This window comes from Paraburkholderia sp. J76, assembly GCF_905220295.1.
Classification (GTDB): domain Bacteria; phylum Pseudomonadota; class Gammaproteobacteria; order Burkholderiales; family Burkholderiaceae; genus Paraburkholderia.
In genome coordinates this window covers 1-25,837 of sequence record NZ_CAJMZJ010000012.1, presented here as the reverse complement: position 1 = coordinate 25,837, position 25,837 = coordinate 1, and the positions used below count along the sequence as shown (strand labels likewise).

Below are 25,837 nucleotides of genomic sequence, written 5' to 3'. Positions count from 1 at the left end.
AAGAGTGATCTGGACGTGAAAGCCGCATCGCAACAACGCCGTACCCTGAGCTTCAAGGAAGGTCTTCTTGAGATCAAGAAGAGCATGGGGGGCGGCTCAGGCCAGCCCGCCGAAGAACAGGCGCAAAAATCGCAAGGCAAGCCCGCTCACAAGGGCGCGAAGGGCCATGGCGGCTCGCACGCGCCCAAGGGCCCGCGTGCTCCGAGGGACGGTTCGGCGGCTGCGGGTGCGGCCGGCGGCAAGGACGAGCGTTCGCGCTCGCGCCATGGCCGGCCTCAGGGCGCGAGAGCGCAGGAGCAGAACCCGGGCGAAGCGGGGCAGCGCGCCCAGCAGCCGCGCCGGCCGCAGCAGGCGAAGCCCGCGCGCGCTCCGGAGGCGGGTGAGCGCGGCGCCCAGCAGCGTCGCCGCCCGGCGCGTCCCCAGCAGCCGCCGGCCGCGAATCTGAGCGAGGCCGAAAAGGCGCGCATCGAGCGCAACCGCCAGCTCAACACGGTCTGGAACGTGTTCGCGAAGCACTATCCGGCTTTCCGCGACCGCTTGCCGCTGAAGATCGGCGTGGCCGAGGATCTCGTTGCGCGCCATCCCGAGTACGAGCGCACGATGATCGTCGCCGTGCTCAAGCGCCACGTGAATCATCCGCGCTATCACGAGCGTGTGGCCGCGGGCGGCTCGCGCTACGAGCTCGACGGTGCGGCCTCGGAAGGCCCGGGCATCGATCCGTCGCACGTGGGCCGTGCGAATGCGGCGCTTGCGCGTCAGAAGGCCAAGGCCGAGGCGCAAGCCAAGGCGCGCGAAGAGGGCAAGGCCCAGCCGGAGGTCAAGGCCGAGGCGAAGGCCGAAGCGAAGGCCGAAGCCGCGCCCCAGTCCGAAGCGCCGAGCGCAGAATCGCAGGCCGCGTCCGACGCGCCGGAAGCGGCGGTGCAGCAGCCGGAAAACGGCGAGACGCCCGCGACGGGCGCCTGAGCCCCAACGCCGGAATTTTCCCTGCAGAAACAACCCTCTCGCGGCACCGCCGCGCGAGGGCTTTTGCACGTCCGCGAGTTTCGGCGCGCGCCGAACTAACGCGCAGCCGATCGATGCGCACGCAATCTTCGGCGTTCTTCGGGGTATACGCAGCCGCCGATTCGGCGCAAGGCAGGACTGAGCGAAGCAGGAAGCGGTTTTAACGCGCGCTGTTTGAAGCAGCGTCTCGTACAGGAGCCTGCGCGGAGGCGGCGGAAGACGCAACGGCAGGCATGGACGGCCCAAGCGCAGCCGAAGCCGCCGCAACCGCAAAGGCGGAAGCCGCCGAAGCCGCGAGTCCGGCGGTTGCGGGTGGATCGCTCGCGGCAGGCGCGCTAGCGGTATCGAGCACATGGCTGAACTCCACGGCGCGCGTGCGGATTTTTTCCGCATAGGCCTTCGAGCCGCCGTAATTCTTCATCGCGGCGTTGAGGTCGCCGCCGGCGGCGCGCTGGTAGCCGTAGAGGATCGACGAGCCGACGTCGATGTTGACCTCGGGATCGGTGAGGTCCTTGTTATGCAGGATATTGCGATGCGCCGAGGGCACGACCTGCATGAGTCCCGTTGCGCCGTTCGCGCCATGCGCCTTCTCGCGAAAGCGCGACTCGATGGAAATGATGGCGAGCAACACGGCAGGCGGCAACGAATACTTCTCCGCGGCGCCCGTGACGGCTTGCGAAATGAGCGCGGCCTTTTCTTTCGCGATGCCGAACTTCCGCGTCAGGTATTTCGAAACGGCGCTGGAAGCAGCGGGTGAACTCGCCGGATCAACATCGCTCGCAGCCGATGCGCTGACGACTTCGCTTGCGGGCGCCTGCTGCGCCTGCGCGGCCGCGGTTTGCACGAGGCCCGGCAACAGGGCGAGCAGGCAGAGTAACTGCCTCATGGCCGGTGCACAGGAAAGAAAAAAGAAGGCGCAAGTATAACCGGCCCCGATTAATGAGGCCGGCTGCGTGTCATCTCGTTTTCACATTCCTGACCGGCGTCAGGCCCGGGCCTCGCGCCCGGCGCGGCTTGACACCAGGTTCAAGTCTTTTGCACCGACGCCTTCCAGATTTCGTCGATGCTCGCGGCGAGCGCGGCGTCGAACTCGGCGTCGCTCATCGACTTCGTGAGGTCGTTGATCAGCGCCCGCGAAAAGCTTGCAATCATTCGATGATTCGTGGCGAGACGCGCGCACGCATCCGCGCGCGAATAGCCGCCGGAGAGCGCCACCACGCGCACCACGCGCGGATGTTCGATGAGCGGCAAGTAGAAGTCGGGCGTGTCGGGAATCGTGAGCTTGATCATCACGTTCTGCCCTTCGGGCAGCGCGTCCAGGCCCTTGAGCAGTTCGTCGCGCAGGAGCTTTTCGGCCTTGGCCTTGTCCGGAGCCTTGATCGAGACTTCGGGTTCGAGAATCGGCACGAGTCCGTGCGCGGCGATCTGCGAACCGAATGCGAACTGCTGCGCGGCGATCGAGGCGATGCCCGAGGGCGACGCGTGCTCGATCACGGAACGCATCTTGGTGCCGAAAATGCCGGCTTTCACGGCGCGTTCGAGCAGGGCGTCGAGGCCGGGAATCGGCTTCATGAGGCGCACGCCGTCGTCTTCGGCTTCCAGTCCCTTGTCGACCTTGAGGAAGGGCACGACGTTGCGGTCGTTCCAGAGGAAGGCGGGCACGGGCTTGCCTTGCGCCTGGCCGTCCATGGTCGCTTCGAAGAGAATCGCGCCGATTACCTTTTCGCCCGTAAACGCAGGCGCGCTGATGATGCGCACGCGCATTTCGTGCATCAGGCGGAACATTTCGGCGTCGCCGCTATACGCGCTTTCGGGGATGCCGTACTGGCGCAGCGCGCCCGGCGTCGAACCGCCGCTCTGGTCCAGCGCCGCGATAAAGCCCGGTTTGTCGCGCATCTGCGCAAGCATTTGCTCGTTTGCCATCGTCGTATCTCCCGCATTTGGAGCGCCCTCGCGGGCGCGGTTACTCGAATCCGGTCGCCGGCTGCTGCGACGAGTGTACTTGCGCCGCCCGGCCGCGTCTTTGCCATTATGTGGGCTCGCCCGCGCAGCCGCACTGAAGAAGGGAAACGATAGCAATTGCGATGCCGCGGATAAATCGCCGCTCGCGCCGTCACACGCGCCGTTAGACGATGACTTGCGCCTGCGCGCTGCGGTCGTCCGCGAGTAGCGCCGAAAGTTTGCGCAGCGCGGCCTGCAACGGTTCGCGGCCGCCCGTCGCGCCGAGCGAGATGCGGATTGCGTTCGCGGTTTCCGGGCCTTGCTGGAACGCCGTGGAGGGCGCGACGGCCAGGCCTTCGGTGCTCGCCGCGGCAGCCAGCTCGCGCGCCTGCCAGTAGCGCGGCAGCGCGTACCAGAGGTGAATGCCCGCGGCCGCCGACGACCCCAGCGTGTGCGCCGCGATGCGCTGACGCTCGCGCGCCTCGGCCTTCACGCCGGCGAAAAGCTGCTCGGCCACGCCTTCCTCGATCCAGTGCGTGGCGAGCGCGTTGGTGAGCGGCGCGGCCATGAGCGAGAACGTGCGCAGCGCGCTCACGAGGCGCGTATGGGCCTCCTCGTCGGGCAGCGCGAGATAGGCCGTGCGCAAACCGGGCGAGAGCGTTTTGGACAGCGTCGCGAGATAGCAGACCTGCGCGGGCGCGAGGCGCGCGAGCGGCGGGGGCGCATCGGGCGCGAAGCGCCAGTACGGATCGTCCTCGACGATACGCGCGCCGCAGCGCTCGGCCACCTTCAGGATATCGAGGCGGCGCGCCTCGGGCATGGTCGCCGTGGTCGGGTTCTGCAGCGTGGGATTCAGGTAGACAAGTCGCGCCGCGTGCGCGCGGCAAGCCGCTTCCAGCGCGTCGGGCCGCATGCCGTGGGCATCGACGGCAACGGGTTCGATACGGCGGCCCAGTTGCGCCGCCGCGTGCGGCAGGCCCGGATAGAGCAGCGGCTCGGCGAGGATGACGTCGCCCGGCTGCGTGAAGGCGACGATGAGCGCGGCCAGCGCCGCCTGTGCGCCGGGACAGACCACCACGCGTGCGGGTTCCACCGCGCCCAGCATGGGTTGCAGCCACTTCGCGCCCGCTTGCCAGTCGGCGCGGCCGCCGCCGCCCACGTGGTAGGTCATGAGCAGATCGGCGTCGCTGCGCGTCAGCACGCGCGCCATGCCTTCGCGCAGCAGCGCATTCATGTCGAGGCCGACGGGCGCGGGCGGGATGTTCATGCTGAGGTCCACGCGCTGCAGCAACTCGGCGCGCGGCGCGGCGATGAACGTGCCGAGCGGCCCGCGCGCCTCGATCAATCCGCGCCGCCGGGCCTCGTTGAAACCACGCGTGATGGTGGTCAGATCGACCGAAAGCAGGGTGGCGAGACTGCGCTGGGCGGGCACGCGTTCGCCGGGGCGTAGCGTGCCTTGCGCCACCGCGCTTTCTATGAAATCGGCGAGCCGCAAGTAGCGCGGACCGTTGTTTGCCTGCATCGCCGTGGTCCACGCATTGATTTTTCCGCCGCCTTCGGCAGCCTGGTTGTGTGTCATTCCGTCGCGGATGTATGCATTATGTCTTACTTTAGCATGCGTCCATGAAGCGCGTAAATCCATACATATAGGCTATGTATGGCGTCTGGACCGGTCTTCCCGGGCCGTTCGTGCGGCTACAGAGCGAGCACGTATGGATGGGTTTGCGCGAATGTCAACCTTGGAACCAGACATGCGCAATCCAGACCCTCGCTCGGGACGGCCCTCTACGGCCGGGCCGCCTCGTTCGCACCTTCCCTCTTTTGTCGTCCGCATCCTGCGCCCCGCCTGCCTCGGCGCGGCAGGCGCGCCACTCTTGCTGCTGAGCGGCTGCAACATGGCGCTGCTCGCTCCGAAGGGCGACATCGGCATGCAGGAAAAGCATCTGATCCTGATCGCGCTCGGTCTGATGCTGCTTGTCGTGATTCCGGTGATCGCGCTCACGTTGTGGTTCGCGTGGCGCTACCGCGCTTCCAGCACGAACGCGATCTACGCGCCGCGCTGGTCGCATTCCACGGCCATCGAAGTGGTGGTGTGGACGATTCCCTGCGTGATCGTGCTCACGCTCGCCGTGCTGATCTGGCGCACCACGCACTCGCTCGATCCGTATCGCCCGATCGAATCGCAAACGAAGCCGGTGCGCGTGGACGTAGTGGCGCTCAACTGGAAGTGGCTTTTCATCTATCCGGATTACGGCGTCGCCTCGGTGAACCAGCTCGCGATTCCCGTGGATACGCCCGTTGAGTTCAATCTCACCGCCGAGTCGCTGATGAACTCCTTCTTCATCCCGCAACTGGGCAGCCAGGTGTACGCGATGCCGGCCATGCAGACGAAGCTGCATCTCATCGCAAACGAACCCGGCGTTTATGCGGGGCGCTCGGCGGCCTTTAGCGGACCAGGCTTTTCCGACATGCATTTCGAAACGCTCGCGCAGAGCCGCGCCGGCTTCGACGCGTGGATCGCACAGGCGAAGGCGTCGCCCGCGATGCTCAGCCGCGCGGCCTACGAACGGCTCGCACTGCCCGGCGAGAAAACGCCGGTGACGCTCTATTCGAACGTCGCGCCCGGCCTGTTCGACGGCGTGGTCGGCAAATACATGCGCGACGTGCACGGCAATCCGATTTGCGGCGCAGTCCCAGGCACGGGCGCTCCTTCGCTCACGCTCAACCGTAGCGCCATTCTGGCAGCGGAGTAATCACACCATGTTCGGAAAACTCACGCTCGACGCCGTTCCCTGGCACGAGCCCATCATCATGGGCACGGGCGCCGCCGTGGCGCTCGGCGGCCTCGCCTTGCTCGTCGCGATTACGATCGCCGGCAAGTGGGGCTATTTGTGGCGCGAGTGGATCACGTCGGTCGATCACAAGCGCATTGGCGTCATGTACATCATTCTCGCGGTCGTCATGCTGCTGCGCGGTTTCGCCGACGCGATCATGATGCGCGCGCAACAAGCCATCGCGTATGGCGACTCGGCGGGCTATCTGCCGCCACATCACTACGACCAGATCTTCACGGCGCATGGCGTCATCATGATCTTCTTCGTGGCCACGCCGCTCATTCTCGGTTTGATGAACGTGGTCGTGCCTTTGCAGATCGGCGCGCGCGACGTGGCCTATCCGTTCGTCAACTCGCTGAGCTTCTGGCTCTCCGTAGTGGGCGCGGTGCTCGTGATGGTCTCGATGTTCGTGGGCGACTTCGCGGCCACGGGCTGGGTGGCGTATCCGCCGCTCTCGGAACCCGGCTACAGCCCGAGCGTTGGTATGGATTACTACATATGGTCGCTTCAGCTATCGGGGCTCGGCACCACGCTCTCGGGCATCAACTTCATTGTGACGATCCTGCGCATGCGGGCGCCGGGCATGGACATGATGAAGATGCCGGTGTTCGTGTGGACGGCGTTCATCACCAACATCCTGATCGTCGCGGTGTTTCCGGTGCTGACCGGCACGCTCGCGCTGCTCACGATGGACCGCTACTTCGACATGCACTTCTTCACGAACGAACTGGGCGGCAACGCGATGATGTACATAAACCTCATCTGGGTCTGGGGTCATCCGGAGGTGTATATCCTCATTCTGCCCGCATTCGGTGCGTACTCCGAAATCATCGCGACGTTCTCGGGCAAGCCGCTGTTCGGCTACAAGTCGATGGTTTACGCGACTTCGTCGATTGGCGTTCTCTCGTTCTTCGTGTGGCTGCACCACTTCTTCACGATGGGTTCGGGCGCGAACGTCAACGCGTTCTTCGGCATCATGACCACGGTTATTTCGATTCCGACCGGTGTGAAGCTCTTCAACTGGCTCTTCACGATGTATCGCGGCCGCATTCGTTACCACAGCGCCACGCTCTGGACCATCGGCTTCATGGTGACGTTTGCCGTGGGCGGCATGACCGGCGTGCTGCTCGCCGTGCCGGGCGCCGACTTCGTGCTGCACAACTCGCTCTTTCTCGTCGCGCATTTTCACAACGTGATCATCGGCGGCGTGGTGTTCGGTTGTCTTGCGGGCGTGAGTTTCTGGTTCCCCAAGGTGTTTGGGTTCACGCTCAATGAGTTCTGGGGCAAGGTGTCGTTCTGGTGCTGGCTGACCGGATACTGGCTCGCGTTCACACCGCTCTACATTCTCGGCTTTGAAGGCATGACGCGCCGCATGAACCACTATGAAGTGGCCGAATGGCATCCGTGGCTCGTGGTGGCGCTCGTGGGCGCGGTGTTCGTGGGGCTGGGCATTTTCGCGTTCATCGTGCAGATCGTGGTGAGCCTGCGCGAGCGGGAAGCGAGCCGCGACCTGACCGGCGACCCGTGGGATGGCCGCAGCCTCGAATGGTCGACTGCTTCGCCCGCGCCGTTCTACAACTTCGCCGTGCTGCCGGAAATCACCTCGATGGAGCAGCACTGGGACAACAAGGAAGCGGGCCGTGCCTACGTGCAGCCGCGCAAGTACGAAGACATCCACATGCCGCGCAATACGGGCGCGGGCTTCATTATCGCGGCGTTCAGCCTGCTGTTCGGCTTTGCGGTCGTGTGGCACATGTGGCCGTTCGCGGCGGTGGGACTCGTGGGCATGATCGCCACGTTCATCGCGCGCAGTTACAACCAGGACGTGGATTACTGGGTTCCGGCCGCCGAGGTCGAGCGCATCGAGAACGCGCGCTTCAGGCAACTCGGCATCCAGTGTTTCGATCGATCCGGGCAAATCGAGGAGATGGCTTAAACCATGGCTCACGCTGCTACCACTCACGCCCATGGCCACGGTCACGACGCCAGCGCCAAAACCACACTGGGCTTCTGGATCTATCTGATGAGCGACTGCCTCATCTTCGCGACGCTCTTCGCCACTTTCGGCGTGCTCGCGAACGCGACGGCAGGCGGTCCGGGCGCGAGAGATCTGTTCGAACTGCCGTACGTGCTAGGCGAAACGCTACTGCTGCTCGCAAGCAGCGTCACGTTCGGCATGGCGATGCTGAGTCTTCACGCGCAGCGGCGCGGCCAGGTGATCGTGTGGCTCGCCGTTACATTCCTGTTCGGCGCGGGCTTCGTCGCGATGGAGGTGAACGAGTTCGCCAAACTCATCGCCGATGGAGCGGGGCCCAGCACCAGCGCGTATCTTTCGGCGTACTTCACGCTGGTCGGCACGCACGGCCTGCACGTCACGGCGGGTCTGTTGTGGATCGCGATCATGATGCACCAGACCTTCAAATTTGGCCTGAGCGGCACGGTTCGCCGCCGCCTCGCGTGCCTGAGCCTCTTTTGGCACTTTCTCGATCTCGTGTGGATCTGCGTGTTTACATTCGTTTATCTGCGAGGTTTTCTGTGAGCCAATCTCATGTTACTCACGACGCGTCGCACGGCAGCCTCACTGGCTACATGACCGGCACGGCGCTCTCGCTCGTGCTTACGCTCGCGGCGTTCGGCGTCGTGATGTTTCGAGTCGTTTCGCCGGGCATCGGGCTCGCAGCCATTGTCGTGCTCTGCATCGCGCAGCTCGTCGTGCAACTCGTGTATTTCTTGCAAATCGGTGCGTCGCGCGAGCAGCGTTCGAATACGGCAATCTTTATCTGCACGGCCTTTCTGATTGCAGTGATCGTCGGGCTTTCGTTGTGGGTCATGCATAACGCGAACGTCAATATGATGCCCACGCAAATCTCCATCGACCGCGCCATGGCCCACGATTGACGGGCGATTCCATGTTGCGTCCCTCAATAGGCACGTTCCGGAATGCCGCCGTTTGCGGCCGTCACACACCTCGGGCACGGCACATGCGGTATAGAGGGCGTCGCGACGTACCGTCGCTTTTACGTGGAGTGTGACCATGAACAAGGACCAGGTGAAGGGCACGGCTGAAAAGGTGAAGGGCAAGGTCAATGAGGCCGTGGGCCGCGCAACCGACAACCCGGCGCGTGAATTGAAGGGCGACCTCCAGCAAGAAGCCGGCCAGGCTCGCAAGAACGTTGGCGACATGAAGGAGGCCGTGAAGGACACGACGAAGCGCCATCACTGATAACGATGGTTGACTGATAGAGCGCCGCCGCCTCGCAAGAGGCGGCGGCGTCATGCTGTGTACGTGGCAGGGGTTTCCTGCCAGACTCCTTATCGGAATGAGTAACTACGGCCAGGCGACGATGCGCGGGCCCGGTATTTTCGTCGTGACTCTTTCCGTCATGACGCCTGATCCTTCGCAGACGCTCGCGGTACGAGCCATCTCCTACGCCTTCTCAGGCAAATCCCAGGGAGTGCCAGGCAATGGTAGGGCCGCGTGGCACGCCATCCGCGCCGCTTTCAATCTGCCCTCATGTTGCCCCACGCGAGAAGACACACGCGCGGCGAAATCGACCCGAAACAGGTATGCTGCTGGCAGCCCGCAAGTCCCGCGCGGGACACGAACGTGGAGTTCCCGATGTCTGTCAATCCTGCCGGTATGTCCTCCGGACTGCGCGAAGTCTGGCTGATTCGTCATGGCGAAACGCAATGGAGTCTCTCCGGGCAGCACACCGGGCGCACCGATATCCCGCTCACCGAACACGGACGCGAACAGGCGCGCTCGCTGGCCCCATCGCTCGCCACGCAGCGCTTCGACGCGGTGCTCAGCAGTCCGATGTCGCGCGCCATCGAGACGTGCCAGCTTGCGGGCCTCGGCGGCCAAATGACGATTTCTGCCGATCTGCACGAGTGGGACTACGGGATTTACGAAGGCCTCAAGACAGCGGATATCCGCAAGACCGAACCCAACTGGAGCGTGTGGCATTCCCCCGTCGCCCAGGGCGAGGACCTCGCGCGCGTTCAGGCGCGTGCGGCGGCGGTGATCGAGGGTCTGCTGGCCATGCAAGGCCGCGTGGCGCTTTTTTCGCACGCGCATTTTCTGCGCGCATTGGGGGGCTGCTGGATTTCCAGTTCGGCGGCGTTAGGCGAGCACCTGTATCTCGACACGGCTTCGGTGAGCATTCTCGGCTTCGATCACGAAAGCCGCGCCCTACGCCGCTGGAATGCGCTCGGCGAGCGCCGCGCGTTGATGTAAATCTTGCGCGCCCGCTTAGCGCAGCGAGCACGAAAGCCAGTGGGCGATCCGCACGCCGTCCAGTCGCGAGCCCTCCGGCGTGGCGCTTCCGAGGAGGGTGACGATCACGGGCCGCCGTCCGTGCACCATTACGCGCATCACCATATTGTGACCGGACTCGTTAATGAAGCCGGTTTTCTGCACGCTCGCGCGCACCTGCCCGTAGCGCACCAGCCGGTTACTGTTCACATACTGCAATTGCCCGCGTCCGGTGGTCACGCGTTTCTGATGGTCGATCGAATAGCGGCGAATGAGCGGATAGCCATTGGCCGCGCGCACGAGAGTCGCCAGTTCGCGCGCGGTTGAAACGTTTTGCGGCGAGAGCCCTGTCGCGTTGACGAATTGCGTGTGCGTCATGCCAAGGCGCTGCGCTTTCGCATTCATCGCCGCGACGAACGCAGGCCGGCCGCCGGGGTAGTCGCGGCTGAGCGCAGAAGCCGCGCGATTTTCCGAGGACATTAGCGCCACGTGCAGCATGTCCGCGCGCGTGAGCGACGCGCCCACGTCGAGGCGCGAATGTGTGAATTTGAGCGTGTCGAGATCGGCGGTCGTGACCGGGAGCCGTTGTTGCAGGGGCGAATGCGCGCTGTCGAGCCAGACGATGGCCGTCATGAGCTTCGACACCGATGCAATGGGCGCGACCGCGTCGGCATGGCGCGCGTAAAGCGGCGTGTGAGTGTTTTCGTCTACGACGTAGATCGCATGCGAAAAAAGCTGTTTGCGCGACGCCGGCGTGAAGCCGCAGCGGGCGAGCAGGCGCGGAGCGTGTGTATTTCTGGCGCTCGCGTGGGCGTCGTGTTGCGCGGAGGGCGGCGAGTCATGCCCCGGCTTCGCGCGTTTGGTACGGCGCTTCGGCCCGGAAATTCGGGTGGTGGGCGCGTGCGCAGGCGTCGAGCGATGCGCGGGCTTGCGCGCGACCCGCTTTTTCTTTTTGGGCGTTGCGTGGACGGTTTTTTCGGTCGCCGTGTGTTGAGCGGCGGTGCGGGCAAACGCGGGAGGCGCACCCGCCGCGAGGCCCGCAACAACCAGGACGAGGAGACTGGGCAGCAATCGAAGTCGGGAAGCAGGGGGCATCGACAGAGGGGCTCGAACGTTGGATCGGCGCGGCGCGCGTCGGAATTTTGGCGGCTTTGTTCGAGCCACCTTGGCCGATGAAGTTCCATCGCGGCTCCATAATCGTCATTCGCAGGGGCCACCGTCGTAGGGCCCGCATATACCGTGATGCCAAGGGAAACATAGATGCTCAATCACCTCTCCGACAGCTTCCTGCTCGTCTTCGCCGGACTCTTTCCCGTCCTCAATCCGCCCGCGGCGGGATTCATCGTATTGAGCATGCTGCCGCATGCAACGGCCAGCGAACGCGCATTTCTCGCGCGCGTCATCGCGATCAACAGCCTCTTCATCCTGCTCGGTTCGCTGATCATGGGCGCGTACGTGCTCTCGTTCTTTGGCATATCGATACCGGTTTTGCGCGTCGCGGGCGGCCTGGTCATCGCGTTCGCCGGCTGGAACCTGCTGCACAAGTCGTCCGATGGCGGCGACAGCTCGGCCTCGCCGGCACCGCCGGATTCAGTGCGCAAAGCGTCGCTGCACGCGCGAGCGTTTTATCCGCTGACGCTGCCCGTCACCGTTGGGCCGGGGTCGATTGCGGTCGCGATTGCGCTTGGCACGGGGCGGCCGCGCGGCGAGGTGCAACTCGTCAATATCGTCGGCGTGCTGCTCGCGTTGATCGCGCTTTGCGGCTGCATCTACCTGTGCGTGCGTTTCGCGGGACACGTCGGCAAGCGGCTCGGCCCGGTCGGCACCGAAGTGATGATGCGCTTGCTCGCGTTCGTGCTGCTGTGCATCGGCCTGCAGATTTTGTGGCTCGGGATCGAAGACCTGCTCGGCTCGGTGCCGCTTTCGATGAGCATCAAATAGCGCCGCGCGTGCATGTTGCGCTGCATGAAAGGGAAAACCACGAGCGCTTGACATCAGACGTCTGATGTAGATTGGAGCCCAACGTATCCAACTTACGCAACCCTGCGGCAAACATGCGCCTGAGCGTCGATCAGTCGATGTGCGAGCGAATCCAGGATTCGCTGCTGGAAATGATCCGCGAGCGCTCGCTCAAGCCGGGCGATCAAATTCCCCCGGAGCCGGAACTTTGCGAACTGTTGGGCGTGGGCCGCTCGAGCCTGCGGGAAGCGGTCGCGCAGATGATTTCCCACGGTCTTCTCACGCGCGTGCACGGCAGGGGGACCTTCGTCAGACATATCACGCTCAAGCTGCAAGGCGGTCTGGATGATCTGATGTCTGTAACGGACATGATACGTAGTGTCGGCGCAGTGCCTTCCACGAGCCGTTTGCAGGTGAGGACGATCGCGGCTTCCGGCAGTCTCGCGCAAAAACTCGGCCTCGCCGAAGGCGATCCCTGCGTGCGCTTCGAACGCGTGCGCCGCGCCGACGACGCGATTGCCGCGTACTGCATCGACATCGTGCCGAAGGCGTTGCTCGAAGGGCAGGAACTGGGCGAGTCGCTGTTCGGCACGCTGGAGCGCGCGGGCGTTCGGCTTTCCCACACCCACAGTTCGATCCAGCCGACCATTCTCACGCCGCGGGATTTGCCGGAACTGCAGGAGAACATTGGCATGTTTCTGCTGATCGACGAAGTGGATTTCGACGAAACAGGCCGCGCGGTCTGCTATAGCAACGACTATTACAACGCCAGCATTTTCAAGTTCGATCTCGTGCGAAAACGACGTTAGGCGGGCCTCGCGCCCAGTTTCCGGACAGGAAAAACGTATGCACTTCGAAGCTTTCAGCTCTGCCGAATTGACTGCGTATCTGCTGGGCATTCCGGCCGTTCGCGCAAGGCTTGGCGACGACAGCGAATTGCAGGTCGTCGAGGTGGGCGACGGCAACCTGAATTACGTCTACTTCGTGAGCAGCGTGCGCGACCCGCGCCGGGGCGTCGTGGTGAAGCAGGCGCCGCCGTATCTGCGACTGGTAGGCGAAGCGTGGCCCTTGCCGCGCGAGCGCATGGAACGCGAAGTGGCGGCGTTGAGGCGCTTCGGCGCGCTGTGCCCGGAGCATGTGCCGCGCGTTTTTCACGCGGACAGCGAGAAATTCCTCATGGTGATGCAGCGGCTCGACGCGCATCGCGTGCTGCGCGGCGGGCTGATCGACGGCATTGTGTATCCGCGCCTGGCCGATCACATTTCCACGTATCTCGCCCGCACGCTGTTCCACGGCTCCGATCTGTATCTGGCGCCCGATGCCAAGAAAGCGGCCGTGGGCGGCGACATCAACACGGAATTGTGCAGGATTACAGAAGAACTGGTCTTCACTTTTCCGTTCGAAGATCATCCTTCGAATGTCTACAGTCCGGCGCTGCCCGCTGCGGCGGTCGAACGGCTGCGCACAAACGAACCGTTGCGCCTCGCGGCCGCAGAGATGAAGTGGGCCTTCATGAACCATGCCGAAACGCTCGTGCACGGCGATCTGCATACCGGCTCGATCATGGCGAACGAGCACGAGACGTATGTGATCGACCCCGAGTTCGCGTTCTACGGACCGATGGGCTTCGATACGGGCGCATTCATCGCCAACCTGCTGCTCGCGTATTACGCGCGCGACTGGCATGACCGCGAGGCGGGATGCGACCCGGCAGCTTACCAACGCTGGTTGCTCGATCAGGTCGACGCCGTGTGGAACGCCTTCGCGCAAAAATTCGGCGCGATCTGGCGCGCGCACGAGGACGAGGCCGGCCACGCGTACATCGGCGGCCCGCCGGGCGCGCGTGCGGCGGAAGCCTTCCGCGAGGACTTCATTAAGCGGCTCTTCGCCGATACGCTCGGCTTTGCGGGCTGCAAGATGATCCGGCGCATCGTCGGCATGGCGAAGGTGGCGGAGATTACGAGCATCAAGGACGAAGCGGTGCGCGCGCGGATCGAAGTGCGTTGCCTGAAACTGGCCGAAGCGCTGCTGGTGCGGCGGCGCGAGCTGGCTTCGATCGAGGCGGTCACCGCGCTGGCCGCTCAGGTGCTCGCGGAGCCGGCGTAAGCGAAACGGACTGACGCGTGATACAACCAGCATCGACGGAGAACGTATGACGTTGCATGCGCAACAATCGAGTTTGCCGCCCACCATCGAGTGGCGCGACGGCATTCTTTATCTGCTCGACCAGACGCGTTTGCCGCGCGAATGCGTGGTCGAAGCCGTGGAAAGCGTGGAGGCGGTCTGGCGCGCGATACACGAATTGCGCGTGCGCGGCGCGCCCGCGATTGGCGTCGCGGCCGCCTATGGCCTGTGCGTGGCGATGCGGCGCGAGCCAGCCGGTTCGCGCGAGGCGTTTCTCGCGCGGCTCGAAGCGCACGCCGCGTATCTGGACAGCGCGCGGCCCACTGCGGTGAATCTGCGCTGGGCGCTCGAGCGGATGCTCTCGCATGCACGCGCGGCGTCGAGCGCGACGGGGTCCGCGCTTTACGAGGCGCTCGTTGCCGAGGCGAAGCGCATTCATCAAGAAGATATCGACCTCTGTGCGCGGATAGGCGAAGCCGGGCGCAGCCTGATCGCGCCCGGCAGCGGCGTGCTCACGCACTGCAATGCCGGTGCGCTGGCTACGGCGGGCATCGGCACGGCCACCGCGCCGCTCTACTGCGCGCATCGCGACGGCGTGGCGTTTCGCGTCTATGCGGACGAGACGCGGCCGCTCCTGCAAGGCGCGCGGCTCACCGCTTACGAATTGCAGCAGGGAGGGCTGGACGTGACCCTGATCACCGACAGCATGGCGCCCACCTTGATGGCGCAAGGGCTCATCGATCTCGTGATCGTCGGCACGGACCGCGTGGCCGCGAACGGCGACGTGGCGAACAAGATCGGCACGCTCGGCGTGGCGATAGCGGCAAAGCACTTCGGCATTCCCTTCTACGTGGCCTGTCCTTCGTCCACGCTGGATCTGCGCACCGCGAGCGGCACGGACATCGTGATCGAGGAGCGCGGCGCGGCGGAGGTGACGCATCTCGCGGGGCAGCGCACCGCGCCCGAGGGCATTCAGGTGCGCAACCCGGCCTTCGACGTGACGCCGCATGCGCTCGTTACCGGCATCGTGACGGAGCGGGGTATCGTGCGCGCGCCGTTCGAGGCGAATCTCGCGGCGCTTTTCGCGACCGGAGCGGCAGCGTGAGCGGCGAAAACGATAGCCGCCGCGTTGGGGAGACCGAACTGCGTCAGCAGATCGTCGATACCGCGCGCGAAATGGAGCGCCTCGGCATCAACCAGGGCACGTCGGGCAACGTGAGCGCGCGCTGGCATGACGGACTCCTGATTACCCCGAGCGGCGTGCCGGGCGCGGCGCTTGCAGGCGAGCGCATCGTGTGGATGCCGCTCGACGTGAACGACGACGATCCGCTTTTCGAAGCGCAGCGCCCGTCCTCGGAATGGCGTTTTCATCGCGACATCCTGCGCGCGCGCGACGACGTGAACGCCGTGGTCCATACGCATTCGCATGCCGCCACGGCGCTCGCGATTCACGGCCGCGGCATTCCCGCGCATCACTACATGGTGGCCGCGGCGGGCGGCAATTCGATCCGTTGCGCGCCGTATGCGACCTTCGGCAGTCAGGCACTCTCCAATCACGCGCTCGAAGCGCTGCGCGAGCGCCTTGCATGCCTGCTCGCGCATCACGGCGTCATTGCGCTTGGGCGCGACCTCGCGCGGGCGTTGTGGCTCGCCAACGAAGTGGAAGTGCTCGCGAAGCAGTATTTGCTGGCTTGCCAGTTGGGCGAGCCGCCGCTGCTTTCGGACGCGCAAATGGAGGAGGTCATCGAGAAGTTCAAGGGCTACGGCCCGCGCAAGTAATACGCGGGCGCACGCGGTGGAAAGCGCGGTAGAAAGGATTACGCAGTCGGTTGGCGGTTCGCAGGTCGGTCAAAAACCAGCAGATCAAAGACAGGAGACGGTGATGGCGTGGAGTTCAGCAGGATTCGACGGATGGGTGGCGCGCGGCGCGCGCCTGGGCGCAACAGCGGGCGTGACGATGTTCGCGGCGGCGGCAATGCTGGCAGGCTGTTCGAAGAGCGAGTCGCCCTCGACCACGGCTGCGGCTTCGGACGCCGCGGCCGCGAGCGCGCCGGCGCAGGCCGCGGCGGCGCCCGTCACGAAGATCAAGGTCGGTTTTTCGATCGCCACGCTCAACAACGCATTCTTCGTAGGACTGAAGAATGGTGTCGAGCGCGGCGCGGAAAAGCAGGGCTTCGATCTCGTGCAGACGAACGCAAACGGCGATGCGCAGCAGCAGGTCAACGACACGCTCAACCTGCTGAGCCAGGGCGTGCAGGCGATCGTGCTCAATCCGATCGATTCGAAGGCGATCATTCCGGCTGTCGAGAAGGCCAACTCGATGAACGTCCCAGTCTTCATGCTCGACCGCGGCTCGGACGGCGGCAAGGTCACCTCGTTCGTTGCTTCGGATAACGTAGCGCTTGGCGCGACCGGCGCGAAGTGGATCGCCGACCAGTTGAGCAAGCGTTACGGTTCGCCCAAAGGCAACGTGGTGGACCTGATCGGCCTGATCGGCACCACAGCGGCGACGGATCGCGAGAAGGGCTTCTCGCAGGAGATCGCGAAGTATCCCGACATCAAGGTCGTTGCGCGCCAGGAAGGCGGCTTCGACCAGGAAAAGTCGCTCAACGCGATGACGAGCATCTTGCAAAAGTATCCGCAGATCGACGCGGTATTCGGCGCGAACGACGACAACACCGTGGGCGCCGAAAAGGCCATCGACAACGCAGGCCGCTACAAGCCGCTCGGCGACCCGGGCCACATCATGGTGATCGGTGCGGACGGCACGGCGCAGGCGCTTTCGGCGATCCGCGCGGGCAAGCAGGACGCCACGATCTCGCAGAACCCGATCGGCATGTCCGCGAAGGCGATGACGTTCATCACCGACTACGAGGCGAAGAAGGACGTGCCCGCGAATTACGCATGGCCGACATATCTGATCGATAAATCGAATATCGATTCGGACGGCGTGAAGCAATACGGTCTGTGGGCGCTCGAAGTCAAGCAATGACAGGTAGTGGTCTTAAGCGCCGGTCGCGCGCACAGCGCGCGCCGGCGCGCGGAATGAACAGATGAAACGCGAATCGGGTTCGGCAATGCACGTATCGCAGGAAACAGCCACGAATACAGGCGCGCCGCCGCTTTTGCGCATGAGCGGCATCGTAAAGAGTTTTCCCGGCGTGAAAGCGCTGCGCGGCGTGAGCCTCGAATTGCACGCGGGCCACGTGATGGCGATCGTCGGCGAAAACGGCGCGGGCAAGTCCTCGCTCATCAAGACGCTTTCGGGTGCATACGAGCCCGACGAAGGCACGATCGAGATCGACGGCATACGTCTCGCGCGCGGCACTCAGGCCGCGATCGACGCGGGCGTGGCGGTGATCTATCAGGAGCTTTCGCTCGTCAACGACATGACGGTGACCGAGAACCTCTTTCTTGGCCGCATGCCGCGGCGCCATGGTCTCGTCGATCACCGCCGCGCGAACGCCATGGCGCGCGAGGCGCTGGCGCAGGTCGGGCTCGAAGGCGTGCCGCCGGCCATGCGCCTGGGCGATCTGCCGCTCAACAAGCGCCAGCTCGTGGAGGTGGCGAAGGCGCTCGCGCGCAATGCGCGCATTCTCGTGATGGACGAGCCCACGGCCGCGCTCCAGCATCACGATATCGAGCACCTTTACGCGGTGGTGCGTCGCTTGCGCGCGGCGGGCATGGGCATCATCTTCATTTCGCATCATCTGGAAGAGGTGTTCGAACTCGCCGATTCGGCCGTGGTGATGCGTGACGGCGCAACGGTCGGCGCGCGGCCGATGTCCGAATGGAACGAACCCGCGCTCGTGCAGGCGATGGTCGCGCGCAATCTCGACTCGTTCTACCCGTGGGAGGCGCGTCCTTATGGCGACGTGGTGCTCGAAGCGCACAACGTGGCGAGCGCGCCCGTGCTGCGCGACGCGAGCCTGAGCATTCGCGCGGGCGAGATCGTAGGCATTGGCGGCATTGCGGGTGCGGGGCGCACCGAGCTTCTGAAGACGTTATGCGGCGCGCTTCCGCTCACCCGCGGCGAATTGCGGCTGCGCGGACGCAGGCTTGCGCTGCGCTCGCCCGCGCAAGGCATGCGCGCAGGCATTGTCTACACCGCCGAGGACCGCAAGCTCGAAGGGCTCGTGCTCGAAGCGAGCATCGAAGAAAACGTCGCGCTTTCCAGCTTGCGCGCGCTGGTACGCGGTGGATTCGTGAGCGCCGCGAGAAAGCGCAAGCTTGCACGCGAGGCGGTCGAGCGATTTGCGGTCCGCGCGCCTTCGGTCGCTTCGCTCACGGGCAATCTTTCGGGCGGCAATCAGCAGAAGGTGATTCTGGGCCGCGCGAGCGCCACGTCGCCCGCCGTGATCCTGCTCGACGAACCTACTCGCGGCATCGACGTAGGCGCGAAAACCGAGATCTACGCGCATATCGTCGCCATGGCGCGCGCGGGCGCGGCCGTCGTGCTCGTGAGTTCCGAACTGCCCGAACTGCTCGGCATGTCCGACCGCGTGCTCGTGATGTATCGCGGCAGCATCGTCGGCGAGGTTGCGCGCGAACACGCCACCTCCGAAACGATCATTCAATGGGCTACCACTGGAGTTGCAGCATGACGTCCACCACGGTTCGACCGCATGAAGAAGCACAAACCCTTCAGCAGCGCGTGTTGCGCCAGCTACGCAGCGGCCTCGGGCCGCTCATTGCGGCGCTCGTGCTTATCTGCATCGCGCTCTCGCTGGCTTCGCCCGAATTTCTCACGACGAGCACCCTCACCAACATCATGGTGCAGGTGTCCGTGGTCGGCATCGCGGCGGTAGGCGGCACGTTCGTGATCATCACGTCGGGCATCGATCTTTCCGTAGGTTCGCTCGTCGCGTTGAGCGGCATGGTGGCCGCGACCGTGATGGCCGGCGCGAGTCCCGACGCCGTTGGTCTCGGTGTGGCAGGGCTCGTCATTGCGCTAATCACCGGTGCGGCCGTAGGCGCGCTCAACGGCTTCGGCATTGCGTGGCTGCGGCTCGTGCCGTTCATCGTCACGCTCGCGATGATGGCGATGGGGCGCGGCCTCACGCTCGCGATTTCTGACGGACGCACGAAATTCGATTTCCCCAACGTGTTTACCGCGTTCGGCGCGAAGACGTTTGCAGGGCTGCCCGCGCCGATGCTCGTGATGCTGGCCGTATTCGTCATCGGCCATGTCTTGCTGCGCAAGACCGAATTTGGTCATCAGGTGTTCGCCGTGGGCGGCAACAAGGAGGCGGCGCGGCTCGCGGGCATTCCTGTGAGCCGCGTGATCTTTCTCACCTACATGTTCGCGGGCGTGACCGCTGCGATTGCGGGCATCGTTCTCGCGGGACGGCTCAATTCGGCGCTGCCTTCGGCGGCCAACGGGCTCGAACTCCAGGTGATCGCGGGCGTGGTGATCGGGGGCACCTCGCTTGCGGGCGGGCGCGGTTCGATCGTGGGCACATTCATCGGCGTCGTGCTGATCGGCGTGATCAATGTCGGCCTCTCGCTCCTTGGCGTCAATCCGTTCTGGACGCAGTTCATTCAGGGCGGCGTGATTCTCGCGGCGGTGTTGCTCGACGCGCTGAGCCAACGGCGCAAGCTTTGAACGCAGAAGTCAACGTGAGCGATGGTGCGAAGGCCATCCATACAGGAGACGCGGCACGTGAAAAAGATAATTAATCATCCTGATCATTTTGTCGACGAGATGGTCGATGCATTGCTGCTCGCCCATCCGGGCTGGCTCAAGCCCGTCACGGCCGACCGCCGCGCGCTCGTGCGCGCCGACGCGCCGAACGCGGGCAAGGTCGGCATCGTGACGGGCGGCGGCTCAGGGCATTTGCCCGGCTTTCTCGGCTACGTGGGCAAGGGGCTCGCAAGCGGCGTGGCCGTAGGCAATGTGTTTTCCTCGCCTTCGTCGGAGCAGATCTACGAAGCGACCAAGGCGGTGCACGGCGGCGCGGGCGTGCTCTACCTGTACGGCAATTACGGCGGCGACGTCTTCAACTTCGATCTCGCCGCCGACCTCGCCGATGCGGACGGCATCGAGACCCGCACCGTGCTCGTCGCCGACGATGTCGCTTCGGCGCCGCCCGAACGCGCCTCGGACCGTCGCGGCGTGGCAGGCATGGTGTTCGGCTTCAAGTGCGCGGGCGCAGCCGCAGAACGCGGCGACACGCTCGACGAAGTCGCGCGCATTGCCGCGAAGGCGAACGGCGCGACGCGCACGATGGGCGTGGGCCTCTCGCCCACGATCCTGCCGGCGGCGGGCAAGCCCACTTTCACGCTGCCAGATGGCGAGATGGAGATTGGCATTGGCATACACGGCGAGCCGGGCACGCACCGCGGCAAGCTGGAAAGCGCGGACGCGATCGCCGAGCGTCTTGCGGGCGCGATCCTGGGCGACTTGCAGGCCCGGGCGGGGACGAGCGTGGCGCTGCTCGTCAACGGGCTCGGCGCGACGCCGCTCGAAGAACTGTATCTGCTGTACCGGCGCGCCGCGCGGGCCGTGGCTGACGCAGGACTGCGCGTGACGCGCGCTTATGTCGGCGAGTACGTGACGAGCCTCGAAATGGCGGGGGCATCGATTTCCGTGATGCAACTCGACGAAGAACTCGACACGCTGCTCGACGCGCCCGCGCGCTCGCCGTTCTGGCGCGAAGGGTGGCGCGTGGATGCGGGAGGCGCGCGATGAGTCTTTCGGTCAACGAAATAAGGGTGAGACTCATCGGCGCGTTGAACGCGATGCCTGCGTGCGCCGAAGAACTGCGCGAACTCGACGCGGCGCTTGGCGACGGCGACCTGGGCGTGACCGTGAAAGCGGGCTCGCTCGCCGCGTCGGACGCCATTGCGAAACTGCCGCCCGACGCCGCGCTAGGCGACGTGTTGATCGCCACGGGCAAGGCATTTTCCACGGCGAATCCCTCGACGTTCGGCGCGCTCGCAGGCGGCGGCCTGCTCGCGGCTGCGAAGACGGTGGCAGGTCGGCAGGAGGCCGGCAGGGCCGAAGCCGTTGCCATAGGCCGCGCGGCGGCCGCGCGCATTGCGGAGCGGGGCAAAACGCAGCTCGGCGACAAGACCGTGCTCGATGCGCTCGTGCCGAGTCTCGACACACTCGAAGCATTCGCGCCGGACAGTGGCGATGAGCGCGCGCTACTCGACGCAATGATCGGGACTGCTGATCAACAGGTGCGCGCCACTGCTGCCTTGCAGTCGAAGAAAGGGCGCGCGGCATGGGTGCAGGAACGCAGCATCGGCCACGCCGACCCGGGCGCGACGGCGTGGCTCAGATTTCTCGAAGCGTGGCGTGGTTAGGCGGCCTTCACCGGCCGCGCTCGCGACAGGTATGCACTCACGAGCGTAACGAGTTCCCATCTTAGTACCGGCGACGCAAGCTGCCCCTGTCGCGCCGCCTCGTGAACGGCGCCCGCGAGCGCGCCCGCAAGCACCTGGGCCGCGAGGCGAACGTGATCGGGCGTGCCCCCTGCGTTCGCGACGAACAGCGCCTCATAGGCTTTCCGGCACTCGATTTCGAAGCGGTCGTGCGCGCCGCGCGACGTGTCGCCACGCGGGCTTTCCTCCATCAATACCCGATGCGCTGCCGGATGGCGGCTATGCACGGCAATCATGCCGTCCACGAGCGCCGCGATTCGGCGCGTGCGCGGAACCTCCGGGTTCGCTGCGGATTGCAGCACCGCAAGCACGTCGTCGAAATGCCGCCGCCGTACAGCGTCGATCAGCGCGAGCTTGTCGGGAAAGTATTGATAGAGCGAGCCGATGCTCACGCCCGCTGCCTCGGCCACCGCGTTGGTCGTGAATACGGGCCAGCCGCGCTCGCCCAGAATGTGAGCCGCCGCGTCGAGAATGGCGTCGATGGTGGCCCGCGAACGCGCCTGTTTTGGGGCTTTGCGCATGGCGCCGGAGGTTCGGGTTATGCGAGTAGCCATGTGCGGGCTCCGGTGAGAACATGAGCAATATGCTCGCATTCCCGGTGCGAGTCCAGCGCACGCGATTCGTGGCGCCCGGAGAGATCGATGAACGCGCACGCCAGCACAGAACCCTATCGACAACGAGATCTGCCGGTATGCCTCGGCGTGCGGTTCCTTGCGGAGGCGTCGACGCTCGCGTTGTCCGTCGTCATCGGATGGACCATCTACACGGTGTCGCAAACGCCGCTCGCGCTCGGCATCGTGGGCATCGTCGAATTCATTCCGGCCGTGTTGTTGATGCTGCCCGCCGGAGAGCTTTGCGATCGCCTGTCGCCGCGCCCGCTCCTCATGGCAGGTCTTGCGCTTCAATGCGGTTGCGCACTCGCGTTTCTCGTTTTGGCCATGCTGCATGCGGGGCTGTGGCTTTTCTACGGCGTGCTGTTGTTGCTCGGCACGGCGCGCGCGATCGCCGAACCGGCCGCACAGGCGTTGTTGCCGCTGCTCGTGCCACCGCACCGGTTGCCGCGCGCGGTCGCATCCAGTTCCACCGTCTGGCAGATGGCGGTGGTCCTCGGGCCGGTCGCGGGTGGCCTCTGCTATGCAGTGGGCTCGTTCGTCGCGTATCTGGTGTGCGCGCTTGCCTTCTTCGCGGCGATGGCGGGCGCGGCCACTTTGCGTGGACGGCAGTCGCGCCGTGAACGGACGCCGCTTCAAGGGCGAATCGCACGCGTGAAGGAGGGGTTTGCGTTCGTGCGCTCTCAACCGGTTGTGCTCGGCGCGCTTTCTCTCGACCTGTGTGCGGTGCTGCCAGGCGGCGCGACGGCTTTGCTGCCGGTCTACGCGCAAGATATTCTCAAGGTGGGGCCACAAGGACTCGGCATGCTGCGCAGCGCAACCGCCGTTGGCGCATGTCTCGTCGGACTGCTGCTGACCCGCTTTCCGGTGGAACGTAACGTCGGCCCCAAGCTTTTTGCGGCAGTCATCGTGTTCGGCGCGGCGACGCTGGTGTTCGCGTTCTCGCGCTCCGCCCGGGTGTCGTGGCTGGCACTCGCCGTGGTGGGCGCGAGCGACATGGTCAGCGTCAATATCCGCACATCGCTGATCCAGCTTGCGACGCCTGACGCGATGCGCGGACGCGTGTCGGCGGTCAACGCGCTGTTCATCGGCGCATCAAGCGAACTGGGCGCATTCGAGTCGGGTGTGGCCGCCGCGTGGCTTGGCACGGTGCCCGCCGTGGCGCTTGGCGGCGTTGCAGCGATCGTTGCCGCGGCGGCCTGGATGATCGCGTTTCCCGCCATCAGAAAAGCGGACCGCATCGACATCGAGCTGGGCTAAGGCGCGTGTCGGGCGTCATTCCTCTGCGTTAATCGCGCAGATAAAACACGGAATTCTTCTCATTGACGCTCTCATTCGTGCGATGCGCTTGCCAAATGTCTATTCTCGTTTTAACTGTCCCGACGTGGCAGCGGCGCATTAATCTGGAGGGAGCCATGCAATCCGATCCAAAAGTTATCGAATATCTCAATGCGGAACTAAAGAACGAACTGACGGCGATTAATCAGTACTTTTTGCACGCACGGCTTTACGGCCATTGGGGCCTCGCGGTACTCGGCAAACATGAATATGACGAGTCGATCGAGGAGATGAAGCACGCCGATAAGCTGATCGAGCGGATTCTCATGCTCGACGGCCTGCCGAATCTGCAGGACCTTAGCAAACTACTGATTGGCGAGGACGTGCGCGAAGCGCTCGAATGCGATCTCAAGCTCGAACGCATTGCGCAGGCGCAGTGCAAGGAAGCGATTGCATACTGCGAAACCGTTCGTGATTTCGTGACGCGAGAAATTTTCGTCGAAATTCTCGACGATACCGAGGATCACATCGACTGGCTGGAAATCCAGCTTGGATTGATCGACAAGATCGGCCTGGAAAACTATCAGCAGTCTGCGATGGGCTCGGTTAGCTAACGAGGAGTCCGTGCTTGTTTTTGCGGCCAAAACGTATTGGCGATTTTGGCGTGCACGTTTTCGTTGGTGAGGACTTCGACTGTAATCTTGTGAGCAAGCATGGCGGAACGTTTACGCCGGGACCCGCGCGGGCGCTTCTTTAGTCGCATCGATTCGACAAGACATCCGGTTCCTGCGCCCCGGGGCGCCGTCCCCCGCGATCACAGGGCGCCACTTCCCGCGATCGAGTCAGAAGTTATCTGACAGCCTTGCATTGCAAACGGCTTGCGCGATCAGGCAGACTTTGATCAATGTTGAATCATCGGTGGAATATTTCCGACGTGTCTGTATTTTTCATCGCTCCGCGGTTCCCATTTAATTGGGGTTCGATTATTCTGCTGCCGTTGTTTGGCATGTATTCAATTCGCGTCGTCTCGTCGGGGTACGGGGTTGCCGTTCCCCATTCGCAATGAGTTATCCCCAAAATCGTCAAGGAATCCTTATGAATAATGCAGTCATGCAAACCAGCGCAACGATCGGTGCCCCGGTCTACTATTTCGGTTTTACGGGGAACGTGGCCCCGGGTGCTACCACCGTCATTTCGAATATGCCCGGTTCCGGCCCGAACACGGCAAACACCACGCCTGCCACTGAAGTGACGCAACTCGTGTCTGCCATGGCAACGTACAGCACGGCCTCGTGCTGCTGTGTTGCATCGCCCGTGGTGGCTTCCGCACAATCGCCGATCCTGCTGGCCTGCGCGCATTAACAGGCGCTTCAGGCGGGCGCTCACCTGAGTGAGCGCCGCTGTCTGCTTGCGTTGAACAGGGTGGGGGACCGGTATCTCCCGCTACAGTTCCTGATGTTTTCCTCGTGAAGTGCCTGGATGCAATCCCCTCTGCGACAGCATGACCACAGGGAACAGATCGTGTCGTATCGTCGTGTGGCAGTCTAATGAATAATAATCAGGATAACGAAGCAAGGGTCGAAGAGGATCGGGGCCTGGCCGCCCTTGTGACCATTGCCCGCTTCCACAACCTCGCCGCCGATGCGGCGCAGCTCAAACACGCTGCCGCCACAGGCAGGGCGCGCTTCAGTGCAAAAGACCTCGTGCTCTCGGCCCGCAGCCTGGGCCTGAAGGCGCGCATCGTTGCCCTGCGTGTGGAGCGGCTGGGCAGCACGCCGCTGCCTGCGCTCGTGCTTGACCGCGAAGGTAACCACTTCATCCTCGCCAAATCCGACGGCAAGACCGCGCTGATCCTCGAACCCGGTGCGCCCGCACCCGTCATCCGGCCGCTGGAGGAAATCACCGCACGCAGCACCGGCGAGATGCTGCTGTTCGCCTCACGCGCCTCGCTCGCGGGCGAACTCGCGCGTTTTGACTTCTCGTGGTTCATTCCGGCCATCGTGCGTTACCGCAGGCTGCTGCTCGAAACGCTGGGCGTCTCGCTCGTGCTGCAGCTTTTCGGCCTGGTCTCGCCGCTGATGTTCCAGGTCGTCATGGACAAGGTGCTCGTGAACCGCACCTACAGCACGCTGAACGTGGTGTGCCTCACGCTGCTCGTCGCTTCGGTGTTCGAAGTATTGCTCACGGGCCTGCGCAACTACGTGTTCGCGCACACCACGAACCGCATCGACGTCGAACTGGGCGCGCGCCTGTTCCGCCATCTGGTCGCGCTGCCGCTCGGTTATTTCGATGCACGCCGCGTGGGCGACACCGTGGCCCGCGTGCGCGAACTCGAGAACATCCGCAATTTCCTCACCGGCCAGGCGCTGACCGCCGTCATCGACATTGCGTTCTCGTTCGTGTTCATCGGTGTCATGTGTCTTTACAGCGTGTGGCTCACGCTC

26 protein-coding genes are annotated in these 25,837 nt (G+C 64.4%); 21 read left to right on the top strand and 5 right to left on the bottom strand.

The window, feature by feature from the left end; genetic code table 11:
• The first annotated feature begins 15 nt into the window (after window positions 1-15).
• Entirely contained in the window at window positions 16-963 is a 948-nt protein-coding gene (locus U5768_RS22025) for a ProQ/FINO family protein (protein WP_322032509.1), read from the top strand.
• Between the two features lie 199 nt (window positions 964-1,162).
• Here the strand turns inward: U5768_RS22025 and U5768_RS22020 are convergent, their stop codons facing one another.
• From U5768_RS22020 to U5768_RS22010, 3 genes are all read right to left on the bottom strand, one after another.
• On the bottom strand, window positions 1,163-1,888 hold the full coding sequence (locus U5768_RS22020; protein WP_322032508.1) for a transglycosylase SLT domain-containing protein: 726 nt from the start codon (window positions 1,886-1,888) through the stop codon (window positions 1,163-1,165).
• 140 nt (window positions 1,889-2,028) lie between these two features.
• Window positions 2,029-2,925, bottom strand: a complete 897-nt coding sequence (locus U5768_RS22015) for a fructose bisphosphate aldolase (RefSeq protein WP_322032507.1) — start codon at window positions 2,923-2,925, stop codon at window positions 2,029-2,031.
• Window positions 2,926-3,127: 202 nt separating this feature from the next.
• The gene (locus tag U5768_RS22010; RefSeq protein WP_322032506.1) at window positions 3,128-4,522 is read right to left on the bottom strand and encodes a PLP-dependent aminotransferase family protein; all 1,395 of its coding nucleotides are present in this window, start codon (window positions 4,520-4,522) and stop codon (window positions 3,128-3,130) included.
• Window positions 4,523-4,694: 172 nt separating this feature from the next.
• Here U5768_RS22010 and cyoA point away from each other — a divergent pair, with 172 nt between their 5' ends.
• The 6 genes from cyoA to U5768_RS21980 all read left to right on the top strand — a co-directional run bounded on the left by cyoA (window position 4,695) and on the right by U5768_RS21980 (window position 10,014).
• Complete coding sequence (cyoA, locus tag U5768_RS22005) at window positions 4,695-5,696, top strand: ubiquinol oxidase subunit II (RefSeq protein WP_322032505.1); 1,002 nt, start codon at window positions 4,695-4,697, stop codon at window positions 5,694-5,696.
• A 7-nt stretch (window positions 5,697-5,703) separates the two neighbouring features.
• Window positions 5,704-7,713 (top strand): cytochrome o ubiquinol oxidase subunit I, encoded by a 2,010-nt coding sequence (cyoB, locus tag U5768_RS22000; protein WP_322032504.1) that lies wholly within the window; start codon window positions 5,704-5,706, stop codon window positions 7,711-7,713.
• Window positions 7,714-7,716: 3 nt separating this feature from the next.
• Complete coding sequence (cyoC, locus tag U5768_RS21995) at window positions 7,717-8,316, top strand: cytochrome o ubiquinol oxidase subunit III (protein ID WP_322032503.1); 600 nt, start codon at window positions 7,717-7,719, stop codon at window positions 8,314-8,316.
• A complete protein-coding gene (gene cyoD, locus U5768_RS21990; protein ID WP_322032502.1) occupies window positions 8,313-8,675 on the top strand; it encodes a cytochrome o ubiquinol oxidase subunit IV in 363 nt (120 codons plus the stop codon). Before cyoC ends, cyoD begins: the two co-directional genes overlap by 4 nt.
• 136 nt (window positions 8,676-8,811) lie before the next feature.
• Entirely contained in the window at window positions 8,812-9,000 is a 189-nt protein-coding gene (locus tag U5768_RS21985; protein WP_322032501.1) for a CsbD family protein, read from the top strand.
• 396 nt (window positions 9,001-9,396) lie between these two features.
• Window positions 9,397-10,014: a histidine phosphatase family protein gene (locus U5768_RS21980; RefSeq protein WP_322032500.1), complete on the top strand. Its 618-nt coding sequence runs from the start codon at window positions 9,397-9,399 to the stop codon at window positions 10,012-10,014.
• Between the two features lie 15 nt (window positions 10,015-10,029).
• On the opposite strand, the gene U5768_RS21975 is transcribed toward U5768_RS21980, so the two are convergent.
• The gene (locus U5768_RS21975) at window positions 10,030-11,127 is read right to left on the bottom strand and encodes a serine hydrolase (RefSeq protein ID WP_415913955.1); all 1,098 of its coding nucleotides are present in this window, start codon (window positions 11,125-11,127) and stop codon (window positions 10,030-10,032) included.
• A gap of 165 nt (window positions 11,128-11,292) precedes the next feature.
• Here U5768_RS21975 and U5768_RS21970 point away from each other — a divergent pair, with 165 nt between their 5' ends.
• From U5768_RS21970 to U5768_RS21925, 10 genes are all read left to right on the top strand, one after another.
• A complete protein-coding gene (locus U5768_RS21970) occupies window positions 11,293-11,973 on the top strand; it encodes a MarC family protein (RefSeq protein ID WP_322032498.1) in 681 nt (226 codons plus the stop codon).
• Window positions 11,974-12,110: 137 nt separating this feature from the next.
• Window positions 12,111-12,800: a GntR family transcriptional regulator gene (locus U5768_RS21965; protein ID WP_322032497.1), complete on the top strand. Its 690-nt coding sequence runs from the start codon at window positions 12,111-12,113 to the stop codon at window positions 12,798-12,800.
• Between the two features lie 37 nt (window positions 12,801-12,837).
• Complete coding sequence (mtnK, locus tag U5768_RS21960) at window positions 12,838-14,097, top strand: S-methyl-5-thioribose kinase (RefSeq protein ID WP_322032496.1); 1,260 nt, start codon at window positions 12,838-12,840, stop codon at window positions 14,095-14,097.
• A 46-nt stretch (window positions 14,098-14,143) separates the two neighbouring features.
• On the top strand, window positions 14,144-15,220 hold the full coding sequence (gene mtnA / locus U5768_RS21955; protein ID WP_322032495.1) for an S-methyl-5-thioribose-1-phosphate isomerase: 1,077 nt from the start codon (window positions 14,144-14,146) through the stop codon (window positions 15,218-15,220).
• Window positions 15,217-15,894: a class II aldolase/adducin family protein gene (locus U5768_RS21950; protein ID WP_322032494.1), complete on the top strand. Its 678-nt coding sequence runs from the start codon at window positions 15,217-15,219 to the stop codon at window positions 15,892-15,894. The genes mtnA and U5768_RS21950 overlap by 4 nt, the downstream gene beginning before the upstream one ends.
• 103 nt (window positions 15,895-15,997) lie before the next feature.
• Window positions 15,998-17,107, top strand: a complete 1,110-nt coding sequence (locus U5768_RS21945) for a sugar ABC transporter substrate-binding protein (protein WP_322032493.1) — start codon at window positions 15,998-16,000, stop codon at window positions 17,105-17,107.
• Between the two features lie 85 nt (window positions 17,108-17,192).
• Window positions 17,193-18,719 carry a sugar ABC transporter ATP-binding protein gene (locus U5768_RS21940; protein ID WP_322032689.1) on the top strand — a complete coding sequence of 509 codons (1,527 nt, stop codon included), beginning with the start codon at window positions 17,193-17,195 and terminating at the stop codon, window positions 18,717-18,719.
• Window positions 18,716-19,720: an ABC transporter permease gene (locus U5768_RS21935; RefSeq protein ID WP_322032492.1), complete on the top strand. Its 1,005-nt coding sequence runs from the start codon at window positions 18,716-18,718 to the stop codon at window positions 19,718-19,720. The genes U5768_RS21940 and U5768_RS21935 overlap by 4 nt, the downstream gene beginning before the upstream one ends.
• 57 nt (window positions 19,721-19,777) lie before the next feature.
• Window positions 19,778-20,806 carry a dihydroxyacetone kinase subunit DhaK gene (locus U5768_RS21930; protein WP_322032491.1) on the top strand — a complete coding sequence of 343 codons (1,029 nt, stop codon included), beginning with the start codon at window positions 19,778-19,780 and terminating at the stop codon, window positions 20,804-20,806.
• Window positions 20,803-21,426 (top strand): DAK2 domain-containing protein, encoded by a 624-nt coding sequence (locus U5768_RS21925; protein WP_322032490.1) that lies wholly within the window; start codon window positions 20,803-20,805, stop codon window positions 21,424-21,426. Before U5768_RS21930 ends, U5768_RS21925 begins: the two co-directional genes overlap by 4 nt.
• Here U5768_RS21925 and U5768_RS21920 read toward each other — a convergent pair.
• The gene (locus tag U5768_RS21920) at window positions 21,423-22,058 is read right to left on the bottom strand and encodes a TetR/AcrR family transcriptional regulator (RefSeq protein WP_322032489.1); all 636 of its coding nucleotides are present in this window, start codon (window positions 22,056-22,058) and stop codon (window positions 21,423-21,425) included. The two genes, U5768_RS21925 and U5768_RS21920, sit on opposite strands and share 4 nt — an antisense overlap.
• A gap of 87 nt (window positions 22,059-22,145) precedes the next feature.
• On the opposite strand from U5768_RS21920, the gene U5768_RS21915 reads away from it, so the two are divergent.
• From U5768_RS21915 to U5768_RS21900, 4 genes are all read left to right on the top strand, one after another.
• Complete coding sequence (locus tag U5768_RS21915) at window positions 22,146-23,375, top strand: MFS transporter (protein ID WP_322032488.1); 1,230 nt, start codon at window positions 22,146-22,148, stop codon at window positions 23,373-23,375.
• A 155-nt stretch (window positions 23,376-23,530) separates the two neighbouring features.
• On the top strand, window positions 23,531-24,007 hold the full coding sequence (gene bfr, locus U5768_RS21910; protein ID WP_322032688.1) for a bacterioferritin: 477 nt from the start codon (window positions 23,531-23,533) through the stop codon (window positions 24,005-24,007).
• Window positions 24,008-24,488: 481 nt separating this feature from the next.
• Window positions 24,489-24,755: a hypothetical protein gene (locus U5768_RS21905; protein WP_322032487.1), complete on the top strand. Its 267-nt coding sequence runs from the start codon at window positions 24,489-24,491 to the stop codon at window positions 24,753-24,755.
• Window positions 24,756-24,940: 185 nt separating this feature from the next.
• On the top strand, window positions 24,941-25,837 hold an 897-nt coding region (locus tag U5768_RS21900; RefSeq protein ID WP_322032486.1), incomplete at its 3' end, for an ABC transporter transmembrane domain-containing protein.

Excerpts from the sequence above, each read along its gene's own strand:
- U5768_RS21980 (WP_322032500.1), top strand. The coding sequence starts at position 9,397 with ATGTCTGTCAATCCTGCCGGTATGTCCTCCGGACTGCGCGAAGTCTGG.
- U5768_RS21905 (WP_322032487.1), top strand. The coding sequence starts at position 24,489 with ATGAATAATGCAGTCATGCAAACCAGCGCAACGATCGGTGCCCCGGTC.
- mtnA (WP_322032495.1), top strand. The coding sequence starts at position 14,144 with ATGACGTTGCATGCGCAACAATCGAGTTTGCCGCCCACCATCGAGTGG.
- U5768_RS21920 (WP_322032489.1), bottom strand. The coding sequence starts at position 22,058 with ATGGCTACTCGCATAACCCGAACCTCCGGCGCCATGCGCAAAGCCCCA.
- mtnK (WP_322032496.1), top strand. The coding sequence starts at position 12,838 with ATGCACTTCGAAGCTTTCAGCTCTGCCGAATTGACTGCGTATCTGCTG.
- U5768_RS21940 (WP_322032689.1), top strand. The coding sequence starts at position 17,193 with ATGCACGTATCGCAGGAAACAGCCACGAATACAGGCGCGCCGCCGCTT.
- bfr (WP_322032688.1), top strand. The coding sequence starts at position 23,531 with ATGCAATCCGATCCAAAAGTTATCGAATATCTCAATGCGGAACTAAAG.
- cyoB (WP_322032504.1), top strand. The coding sequence starts at position 5,704 with ATGTTCGGAAAACTCACGCTCGACGCCGTTCCCTGGCACGAGCCCATC.
- U5768_RS21915 (WP_322032488.1), top strand. The coding sequence starts at position 22,146 with ATGAACGCGCACGCCAGCACAGAACCCTATCGACAACGAGATCTGCCG.
- U5768_RS22010 (WP_322032506.1), bottom strand. The coding sequence starts at position 4,522 with ATGACACACAACCAGGCTGCCGAAGGCGGCGGAAAAATCAATGCGTGG.
- U5768_RS21965 (WP_322032497.1), top strand. The coding sequence starts at position 12,111 with ATGTGCGAGCGAATCCAGGATTCGCTGCTGGAAATGATCCGCGAGCGC.
- U5768_RS22020 (WP_322032508.1), bottom strand. The coding sequence starts at position 1,888 with ATGAGGCAGTTACTCTGCCTGCTCGCCCTGTTGCCGGGCCTCGTGCAA.
- U5768_RS21925 (WP_322032490.1), top strand. The coding sequence starts at position 20,803 with ATGAGTCTTTCGGTCAACGAAATAAGGGTGAGACTCATCGGCGCGTTG.
- U5768_RS21985 (WP_322032501.1), top strand. The coding sequence starts at position 8,812 with ATGAACAAGGACCAGGTGAAGGGCACGGCTGAAAAGGTGAAGGGCAAG.
- cyoA (WP_322032505.1), top strand. The coding sequence starts at position 4,695 with ATGCGCAATCCAGACCCTCGCTCGGGACGGCCCTCTACGGCCGGGCCG.
- U5768_RS22015 (WP_322032507.1), bottom strand. The coding sequence starts at position 2,925 with ATGGCAAACGAGCAAATGCTTGCGCAGATGCGCGACAAACCGGGCTTT.
- cyoC (WP_322032503.1), top strand. The coding sequence starts at position 7,717 with ATGGCTCACGCTGCTACCACTCACGCCCATGGCCACGGTCACGACGCC.
- U5768_RS21970 (WP_322032498.1), top strand. The coding sequence starts at position 11,293 with ATGCTCAATCACCTCTCCGACAGCTTCCTGCTCGTCTTCGCCGGACTC.
- U5768_RS21975 (WP_415913955.1), bottom strand. The coding sequence starts at position 11,127 with ATGCCCCCTGCTTCCCGACTTCGATTGCTGCCCAGTCTCCTCGTCCTG.
- U5768_RS21935 (WP_322032492.1), top strand. The coding sequence starts at position 18,716 with ATGACGTCCACCACGGTTCGACCGCATGAAGAAGCACAAACCCTTCAG.
- U5768_RS21945 (WP_322032493.1), top strand. The coding sequence starts at position 15,998 with ATGGCGTGGAGTTCAGCAGGATTCGACGGATGGGTGGCGCGCGGCGCG.